Genomic DNA, 9,126 nt, shown 5'->3' on the forward strand with positions numbered 1-9,126 from the left:
ACGAAAGATCGTTTACGGCAGGTATATATGAATAGCCATCCAAGAGCTAATAAATGAGGTGAAAGTATGGAACAACAATTTCATGCGACGACAATTTTTGCAATACAGCACAATGGCCAAAGCGCTATGAGTGGCGATGGTCAAGTAACACTGGGCAACCAGGTTGTCATGAAACATAAAGCTCAAAAAGTCCGGCGTCTTTATAATGGTCAAGTGCTGGCAGGATTTGCAGGATCTGTTGCGGACGCGTTTACACTTTTTGAGAAGTTTGAAGGTAAACTGGAGACGTACGATGGCAATATTGCAAGAGCGTCTGTTGAACTAGCTAAAGAGTGGCGCAGTGATAGGGTTCTAAGGAAGTTGGAAGCGATGCTGATTGTCATGAATAGTGAAAAAATGTTTCTAGTTTCAGGCACTGGGGAAGTAATAGAACCGGACGATGGCATATTAGCGATCGGATCTGGTGGAAACTTTGCCTTAAGTGCAGGCAGGGCTCTGAAAAGATATTCTCCAGACAAAACCGCTGAACAGATTGCACAAGCTGCCTTGGACATTGCAGGGGAAATTTGTGTGTTTACGAATGATCAAATCATCCTCGAGGTTCTCGAATAGGGAGGGCGTATTTATGTCACTGAATTTGACACCAAAACAGATTGTCGAAAAACTTGATCAATATATAATTGGGCAGAACAGCGCTAAGAGGTCTGTTGCAATTGCGCTGAGAAATCGATATAGACGTATGCAGCTGCAAGATGAAATCAGGGACGAAATCGTTCCGAAGAACATTCTTATGATGGGTCCTACTGGTGTAGGAAAAACAGAGATTGCAAGAAGGCTGGCTAAGCTGGTCGGCGCTCCATTCGTAAAGGTTGAAGCTACGAAATTCACTGAGGTCGGCTATGTCGGCCGAGATGTGGAGTCTATGGTGCGGGATCTTGTAGAAATGGCCGTACGTATGGTCAAAGATGAGAAGATGGAGGCTGTCAAGGAGCGTGCCGAAGAGCAAGCCAACAAACGTTTAGTGAAGTTGTTAGTACCTTCGCGTAAAAAACAGGCAAATAACTTTAAAAATCCGTTAGAAATGTTCTTCAATCAAGGTGCACAGCAGGACAACGAACCAAAACAGGACAACGAGGAAGCTGAAATCGAGACAAAAAGAAGTCGAATCCGCCAACAGCTGGATATGGGTGAACTTGAGGATCATATGGTTACGGTAGAGGTCGAAGAATCTCAATCCTCAATGTTTGACATGCTACAGGGGTCTGGTATGGAACAAATGGGAATGAACATGCAGGACGCCTTCAGCCAGTTCATGCCTAAAAAGAAAAAGAAGCGGAGGCTGCCTGTTTCAGAAGCTCGCAAAGTATTGACCCAGGAAGAGGCAAGCAAGCTTGTCGATATGGATGAGGTCGGTCAGGAGGCTGTTGAAAAGGTTGAACAGGCCGGAATGATTTTCATAGATGAAATTGATAAAGTGGCTGCTAAAGGCGATAATCAGGCGAATGTTTCCCGAGAAGGGGTCCAGCGAGATATTTTGCCGATCGTTGAAGGTTCAACCGTCGTAACAAAGTATGGGCCGGTGTCTACCGACCACATTCTTTTTATTGCTGCCGGTGCCTTTCATATGGCAAAACCATCAGATTTGATTCCTGAATTGCAGGGGCGCTTTCCGATTCGCGTAGAGCTAAACAAACTGACAGTCAATGATTTCAGAAACATTTTAGTGGAGCCTTCCAATGCGCTTTTAAAACAATATAAGGCACTTCTTGAAGTTGAAGGTATAAAGGTGGAATTTTCTGACGATGCTATTACAAGACTTGCAGAAATCGCACACGAAGTAAATCAAGAAACAGATAACATTGGAGCAAGACGTCTGCACACTATTTTAGAGAAACTTCTAGAGGATCTATCGTTTGAAGCTCCGGATGTCATGATGGAAAAAATAGAAATCACACCACAGTATGTAGACAGCAAACTATCTTCTATAGTAAAAAATAAGGATCTAAGTAGATTTATTCTATAATCTCAAGGAGGAATTTCACATGAAATTGTTAGACAGAGCAAGAAGAATTAATGCAATGCTTCAAAAAACAACGGGGAAATCAGTCGACTTCAACGATATGTCAGCTACACTGCGTGACGTAATTGAAGCCAATACTTTTGTATTGAGCCGCCGAGGAAAATTATTAGGCTTTGCCATCAATCAGGAAATTGAAAATGAGCGTATGAAAGAGATGCTATCAGAGCGTCAGTTCCCGCAAGAGTACACACAGAGTCTATTCAATATCCAAGAGACAACTCCGGATATCGATATCAATAGTGAATACACTGCTTTTCCGGTAGAAAACCGCGAACTATTTGAAAAAGGACTAACAACGATTGTTCCTATTATCGGAGGGGGTCAACGCTTAGGCACGTTAATCCTCAGCCGTCTGGACAGCAGCTTTAATGATGATGATCTATTGCTTGCTGAATATGGTGCTACAGTTGTTGGAATGGAAATTCTTCATGAAAAAACGGAAGAAATTGAACAAGAAGCACGAAGCAAAGCCGTCGTTCAAATGGCGATCAGTTCTCTATCCTACAGTGAATTGGAAGCTATTGAGCACATCTTCGAAGAGCTGGAGGGTAACGAAGGATTACTTGTAGCTAGTAAAGTTGCTGACCGTGTAGGCATTACACGCTCCGTTATCGTTAATGCTCTAAGAAAGCTAGAAAGTGCGGGAGTTATTGAATCCCGTTCTCTTGGTATGAAGGGTACGTATATTAAGGTGCTTAACAATAATTTCTTGTTGGAGTTGCAAAAGCTTCGCACTAATTAAAAATATCAAAATGCCGCTACGTTTAAACGTAGCGGCATTTTTTTATTATTGTCTATAAGACTATTGTCGTCTTTTGTTGAATAGTAAGAAAACTAATTTATTTTAAGCGGGAGTTATGTAATAATGTTCATTATAGTAGATATTTCGACAAATGGTAACATTAGGAATGGAAGGAAGGAAATTGACCTAATACTTTCGGACCTTTTGTAATACTCTTGTAAAAATACTTAAGATAAAGTAGACAGGTGTATACAAATTTTCTTACAATGAAATTTGTGATATTGGAAAAAATGTCGAATTGAGGTGAATAATGTGTCCTTATTTAATGATACTTTTACCACGTTAGAACACTCGTTAAACTATGCATCTGCGAAAAACCGCGCAATATCCAGTAATATCGCAAATGTAGACACGCCTGGCTATAAGGCGAAGAAGGTAGTCTTTAGTGAGGTGCTGAAAAATGAAGTGTTTTCGATATCAACAAAAAGAACAAGTGAACGTCACATGGACTTTCACCCGATGAGTCAGCGTTCTTTTAAAACGGTTACAAATTCTAACACTACATATAATCACAACGGAAATAACGTGGATATCGATAAAGAAATGAGTGAGCTGGCCAAGAATCAAATCTATTATCAAGCGCTTTCTGATCGTATGAGCAGAAAATTCCGCAGTCTGGAAGCAGTGATCAAGGGAGGAAACTAATCTGTGAGTATATTTAATGCCATGAACACGAGCTCAAGTGCACTTATTGCTCAAAGACTTCGTATGGATGTTGCCTCTTCAAACATTGCAAATGCGAATTCAACGAGAGCTACATTGACTGAAAATGGAGAATGGGAGCCTTATCGTAGAAAAATGGTTGTTTTTCAATCCGAACAACAATCTTTTAAGTCTCACCTTAACCATGCATCCCTTTCCTCAAGCAATACGAATGAGGGGGTAAAGGCTTCTCAAATTGTAGAAGATGATGCGCCTTTCAAACTAGTATTCAATCCTACTCACCCTGATGCCAATGAGCAGGGGTATGTAAAGGTGCCTAATGTAGATCCTCTTCAAGAAATGGTCGACATGATGAGTGCGACTCGTTCCTACGAGGCGAATGTAACTTCATTAAATGCGTCAAAAAGTATGCTTATGAAAGCTTTGGAAATAGGAAGATAGAACAGTAAGGAGAGAGTATAGATGCCTCAAATCAACTCATTCGTCAATCAACCGAAAATATCTACCAATCTTTCGACACCTCAGAATAACCATGTAACCCCGGGTCAAGCCCATTCCAAATTCGCTGATCAGCTTAAGAATGCAATTGAAGGGGTCAACAAGACTCAAGTAGAGTCTGATAAAATGACTCAGGCAATGGCGCGTGGAGAGGTAGAAGACTTACATAATGTCATGATTGCCTCCCAAAAGGCCAGTATTACTATGCAAACCACTGTAGAAATTCAAAATAAGGTGATTGAAGCCTATAAAGAAATAATGCGTATGCAAGTTTGATTCTCACCTATAACAATTCGCACTATAGTATTCCTTTAAGTCGTGTTTTTTTGGGGGCAATTATGAAAGAAAAAATATTATTATATAAAAATCACATCACAACCTATTGGAAAAGCAGAAGTAAAACCCAAAAGGGAGTTGCAATCGGGTCTGCCATCTCCTTAGTTTTATTGCTAATGGTGGTCACCTTTTTCGCATCTAACTCAAAAATGGTCCCTCTGTACAAGGATTTGAGCCTGCAGGAAATCGGACAAATTAAAACCGAATTGGATACTCGCGGTGTTCCTTATGAATTAGATCAGGGCGGAACATCGATCATGGTCCCTGAAGGTCAGGCGGAGTCCCTGCTCGTAGATTTAGCCGCTTCTGGATTACCAAATAGCGGAACCATTGATTATGGTTTTTTCAGTGCTAACACCTCGTGGGGGATGACAGACAACGAGTTTGATGTGATCAAATTGGATGCAATGCAGACCGAATTAGCCAATCTGATGAAAGGTATCGCAGGAATTCAAGACGCAAAAGTGATGATTAATCTGCCTGAAGAACAGATCTTTGCTTCAGAAACCACTCAAGAAGCTTCGGCCTCAATCGTTCTGAATGTTCAGCCTGGTTACCAAATTGAAAGTTCGCAAGTGGAGGCTTTATTTAATTTAGCTTCCCGGTCTGTTCCCAATTTACCTAAAGATAATATCGTCATCATGGATCAGAATTTTGAGTACTTCGATACAAATAGTTCAGGTTTCTCTGGAAATGAAAATGCTTATACATATCAACAGCAAGTAAAGAAGGACATTGAACGGGATATAAAACAAGACGTGCAGCGGATGCTCGGTATGATGATAGGTCAACAAAAGGTTGTCGCAACTGTCACCGCGGACGTCGATTTCACAAAAGAGAATCGAGTTGAGGAATTAGTAGAGCCAGTTGATCCTGATACGATGGAAGGCTTACCAGTAAGTGTAGAACGTATTGAAGAGACTTATGAAGGAGGCATTCCAGAAGGAGGGGTTCCAGGAGCTGGTGATGAAGATGTAGCCAACTACCCCGCAGGAGTTGAAGGCAGCGCGGGAGATTATGAAATGAACCGCGAAACTATCAACAATGAATTCAACCGCATCCGTAAAAATATCGAAGAAAGTCCTTATAAAGTCCGCGATTTAGGTATCCAGGTCGCTATCGATAACACGAAAGGGACGGATGAAGAAGGAGCTATCGAGTACTTAACAACTACGGAACAGCAAACTGTAGAAGAGAGTGTTCAGTCCATCTTGGATTCTATGATTACAACATCCATCAATGGGAGTTATGGAGAAGTTGATCCAAAAGAAAAAGTCTCTATTGTATTTCAAGAATTCAATGGAGAACCGGAGTTTAAAACACCTCGAGCTGGCATTCCATTCTGGGTTTATGCTGTGGGCGGTGTGTTAGCTGTAATTATCATTGCTCTTATCTGGATGCTTGCAAGAAGAAAAGATTCAGAAGAAGAATATGAAGAAGTTTATGAAGAGCTAAGCGAGCTCCCAAACATAGAAGAAATAGAAGAAAAAGAGACGGAGTCCACACAACGACGAAAACAACTTGAAAAAATGGCAAGAGATAAACCAGAAGAATTTGCGAAATTATTGCGATCATGGATTGCAGAAGAATAAGGGGGGCCCGATATGGCCATGAAAAAAACTGAGTTAACAGGCAAACAGAAAGCTGCGGTCTTGTTAATCTCACTAGGGCCTGACGTTGCTGCACAAGTCTATAAACATTTGGATGAAGAGGAAATTGAGCAACTGACGCTTGAAATTTCCTCGGTTCAAAAAGTTAATTCTAAAGAAAAAGAAGAAATTTTGGATCAGTTCCATCAGATTGCTTTAGCGCAAGATTATATTTCACAAGGTGGAATTGGTTATGCGAAAACGATATTGGAGAAAGCACTAGGTTCTGAAGAAGCCTCAAATATTATTGGACGCTTAACTTCTACTTTACAAGTCAGGCCTTTTGACTTTGCACGAAAAGCAGACCCGAACCAAATCCTAAATTTCATTCAAAACGAGCATCCGCAAACAATAGCTCTAGTGTTGTCCTATTTAGATCCAGAACAATCAGGGCAAATTCTGTCCGAATTACCTCAAGAGCTGCAGGCAGATATAGCGAGAAGAATTGCTACTATGGAATCAACTTCACCAGAAGTGATCAATCAAGTCGAACAAATTCTTGAAAAGAAACTGTCAACTACTGTCACTCAGGATTACACAGAAACCGGAGGCATCCAGGCTGTAGTTGAAGTTCTAAATGGTGTTGATCGCAGCACAGAGAGAACTATTCTGGATTCCTTAGAAATTCAAGATCCAGAGCTTGCCGAAGAAATTAAGAAGCGTATGTTCGTATTCGAAGATTTAGTTACTTTAGACAATCGTGCGATTCAAAGGGTTATCCGTGAAGTTGATAACGAAGACCTGAGACTATCTCTTAAGATATCAAGTGAAGAAGTAAAAGAACTTGTCTTTAATAACATGTCCCAACGCATGGCTGATACTTTCAGAGATGAAATGGAAGTCATGGGACCTGTCCGTTTACGTGATGTTGAAGAAGCTCAAACGCGAGTCGTTGCAACGATTCGCCGTCTGGAGGATGTTGGCGAGATCGTTATCGCTCGTGGTGGAGGAGATGACATCATTGTTTAGTGGAGAACAGGCGAATAGAATCATCGAAATCAAACCAGTTATGTCTAAAGGTTTATCAAGCAGCGATATTCAAAAGCAATCAAATTCAGAAGTTCAGCAAATTGAAGATATGAAAAATAAAGCTGAACAGCAATTAGAAGCAGCACAAAATCAAGTGGAAACACTCATTGAAGAGACAGACGCTCGAATCCAAGCAGAGAAGCTTGCATGGAAGAAAGAACGTGAAGAGCTTGTAAAAGAGGCTGAGTCTTCTGGCTACAAAGCAGGGTTTCAAAAGGGAAAAGAGCAAGGATTCATGGAGTACTCAGCGAAATTACAAGAGGCGAATGAAATTATGAAGTCCGCTCATGAGTCCTCACAATCCATCGTGAATGCAAGTGATGAAATTATGGCTGATATTGCTCTTCGATGTGCAGAGAAAATAATGGATCAACATTTACACCAATCACCTGAATACTTTATTCCAATTGTAAATAAAGTCATCAAGGAAGTGCAGGGCCAATCGGGGATTACTATTTTTGTGCACCCTGACCAATATCGCTATGTACTTGCTCAAAGAGAGGAGTTGAAGAGGCTGACAGATATTCACACAGAGATTTCCATTTACACGAAAGATGGAATTCAACCTTTTTCTTGTCTTGTAGAGACTTCTTTCGGCAGGGTTGACGCCAGTATCGATAGTCAATTGAGTGAGCTGCGTCAAAAGATTTTGGAGTGTGTTGATGAGGGAACGCCCCATGAATAAACAGGCGTTACTAAATGTCATCAATCGTTCAGATACTTATAAACGCTTTGGCAGGATCCATCGGGTTGTTGGTTTGATGGTAGAGTCTAAAGGACCTGACGCTTCCATTGGTGATCTTTGTTACATACATACTAAAAGTCAGGGAAAAGCGATTGCTGCTGAAGTCGTGGGATTCAATAATGAAAATATTCTCTTAATGCCCTACCGTGAAATGCGGGATATTCGCCCGGGAAGTCTTGTCGAGGCGACGGGAGAACCTATGAAAATTAAAGCTGGATTAGGTCTGATTGGAAATGTTTTGGACGCTACAGGTAAACCATTGGATGGTTCTTCCCTTCCGAAAGGCTTAAAACCTTATCCGAGTGACCAAGAACCGCCAAACCCTCTGTCACGCCCAACGATTAAAGAACCAATTCAAGTAGGCGTACGAGCCATTGATTCTTTGTTAACAGTAGGCAAGGGGCAACGGGTAGGAATTTTTGCAGGGAGCGGAGTAGGAAAGAGCACTTTGATGGGGATGATTTCTAGAAACAGTTCAGCAGATTTGAACGTCATCGCCTTAATTGGTGAACGTGGGCGGGAGGTTAGAGAATTCATCGAGAATGATCTTGGTGAGGACGGCCTAAACCGTTCGATCGTTATTGTAGCTACCTCAGACCAGCCTGCTCTTATGAGAATGAAAGGCGCTTATACCGCAACAGCTATTAGCGAGTACTTCAGAGACCAAGGATATCATGTCAACTTGTTGATGGACTCTGTAACACGTTTTGCAATGGCCCAGCGTGAAATAGGACTGGCAACAGGGGAGCCACCGACAACGAAAGGTTATACGCCATCTGTTTTTGCCCATTTACCGAAGCTTCTTGAACGTACAGGTACGAGCAGGAAAGGGTCGGTTACAGCTTTTTACACAGTACTAGTAGATGGAGATGATTTAAATGAACCTATCTCTGACACCGTACGTGGAATATTAGATGGTCACTTTGTTCTTGATCGTAAACTTGCAGAACAAGGTCACTTTCCAGCTATTAATACGTTAAAATCGATCAGCCGTGTCATGAAGAAAATTATCGATGGTAAGCATCAGGATTCAGCCGAAAAGCTAAGAGCTTTATTAGCCACTTATGAAGAAAATCGCGAGCTGATCCAAATTGGTGCATACAAAAAAGGTAGTAGCCAAGAGATTGATCAAGCAATCCATTATCACAACTCGATCATCCACTTTTTAAGGCAAGACATTCACGAACCGTCGAGTTTTGAACAGTCTAACGAACTATTAAAGGATTTATTCAAGTAGGAGTGATGTGTTGTGGCAACCATACAAACCTTCCATAAAATTAAAGATTTAAGGGAACGCGAAAAGAAAGAAAAACAGAAACAGTAT

At 41.2% G+C, this 9,126-nt stretch carries 10 protein-coding genes; all 10 read left to right on the forward strand.

Going from position 1 to position 9,126, the window contains the following annotated elements; genetic code table 11:
• The first annotated feature begins 66 nt into the window (after positions 1 to 66).
• The 10 genes from hslV to fliI all read left to right on the forward strand — a co-directional run bounded on the left by hslV (position 67) and on the right by fliI (position 9,039).
• Positions 67 to 612, forward strand: coding sequence for an ATP-dependent protease subunit HslV (gene hslV, locus LD39_RS02985; protein WP_035542743.1), 546 nt, complete (start codon positions 67 to 69; stop codon positions 610 to 612).
• 13 nt (positions 613 to 625) lie between these two features.
• Positions 626 to 2,023, forward strand: a complete 1,398-nt coding sequence (gene hslU, locus LD39_RS02990) for an HslU--HslV peptidase ATPase subunit (protein ID WP_035542744.1) — start codon at positions 626 to 628, stop codon at positions 2,021 to 2,023.
• A gap of 19 nt (positions 2,024 to 2,042) precedes the next feature.
• Positions 2,043 to 2,822: a GTP-sensing pleiotropic transcriptional regulator CodY gene (gene codY / locus LD39_RS02995; protein WP_035542747.1), complete on the forward strand. Its 780-nt coding sequence runs from the start codon at positions 2,043 to 2,045 to the stop codon at positions 2,820 to 2,822.
• Between the two features lie 312 nt (positions 2,823 to 3,134).
• Positions 3,135 to 3,527: a flagellar basal body rod protein FlgB gene (gene flgB / locus LD39_RS03000; RefSeq protein WP_035542749.1), complete on the forward strand. Its 393-nt coding sequence runs from the start codon at positions 3,135 to 3,137 to the stop codon at positions 3,525 to 3,527.
• A gap of 3 nt (positions 3,528 to 3,530) precedes the next feature.
• A complete protein-coding gene (gene flgC / locus LD39_RS03005; protein WP_035542751.1) occupies positions 3,531 to 3,986 on the forward strand; it encodes a flagellar basal body rod protein FlgC in 456 nt (151 codons plus the stop codon).
• A gap of 21 nt (positions 3,987 to 4,007) precedes the next feature.
• The gene (gene fliE / locus LD39_RS03010; protein WP_035542753.1) at positions 4,008 to 4,319 is read left to right on the forward strand and encodes a flagellar hook-basal body complex protein FliE; all 312 of its coding nucleotides are present in this window, start codon (positions 4,008 to 4,010) and stop codon (positions 4,317 to 4,319) included.
• A gap of 62 nt (positions 4,320 to 4,381) precedes the next feature.
• Entirely contained in the window at positions 4,382 to 5,971 is a 1,590-nt protein-coding gene (gene fliF, locus LD39_RS03015; RefSeq protein WP_035542756.1) for a flagellar basal-body MS-ring/collar protein FliF, read from the forward strand.
• A 12-nt stretch (positions 5,972 to 5,983) separates the two neighbouring features.
• Positions 5,984 to 6,997 (forward strand): flagellar motor switch protein FliG, encoded by a 1,014-nt coding sequence (fliG, locus tag LD39_RS03020; RefSeq protein ID WP_035542758.1) that lies wholly within the window; start codon positions 5,984 to 5,986, stop codon positions 6,995 to 6,997.
• Positions 6,981 to 7,742, forward strand: a complete 762-nt coding sequence (gene fliH, locus LD39_RS03025) for a flagellar assembly protein FliH (RefSeq protein ID WP_197061381.1) — start codon at positions 6,981 to 6,983, stop codon at positions 7,740 to 7,742. Before fliG ends, fliH begins: the two co-directional genes overlap by 17 nt.
• A complete protein-coding gene (gene fliI, locus LD39_RS03030; protein WP_035542762.1) occupies positions 7,735 to 9,039 on the forward strand; it encodes a flagellar protein export ATPase FliI in 1,305 nt (434 codons plus the stop codon). Before fliH ends, fliI begins: the two co-directional genes overlap by 8 nt.
• Positions 9,040 to 9,126 lie beyond the last annotated feature (87 nt).

The sequence above is a fragment of the Halobacillus sp. BBL2006 genome (genome assembly GCF_000786645.1).
Lineage (GTDB): Bacteria > Bacillota > Bacilli > Bacillales > Halobacillaceae > Halobacillus.

Excerpts from the sequence above, each read along its gene's own strand:
- fliI (WP_035542762.1), top strand. The coding sequence starts at position 7,735 with ATGAATAAACAGGCGTTACTAAATGTCATCAATCGTTCAGATACTTAT.
- fliE (WP_035542753.1), top strand. The coding sequence starts at position 4,008 with ATGCCTCAAATCAACTCATTCGTCAATCAACCGAAAATATCTACCAAT.
- fliF (WP_035542756.1), top strand. The coding sequence starts at position 4,382 with ATGAAAGAAAAAATATTATTATATAAAAATCACATCACAACCTATTGG.
- hslV (WP_035542743.1), top strand. The coding sequence starts at position 67 with ATGGAACAACAATTTCATGCGACGACAATTTTTGCAATACAGCACAAT.
- fliG (WP_035542758.1), top strand. The coding sequence starts at position 5,984 with ATGGCCATGAAAAAAACTGAGTTAACAGGCAAACAGAAAGCTGCGGTC.
- fliH (WP_197061381.1), top strand. The coding sequence starts at position 6,981 with ATGACATCATTGTTTAGTGGAGAACAGGCGAATAGAATCATCGAAATC.
- hslU (WP_035542744.1), top strand. The coding sequence starts at position 626 with ATGTCACTGAATTTGACACCAAAACAGATTGTCGAAAAACTTGATCAA.
- codY (WP_035542747.1), top strand. The coding sequence starts at position 2,043 with ATGAAATTGTTAGACAGAGCAAGAAGAATTAATGCAATGCTTCAAAAA.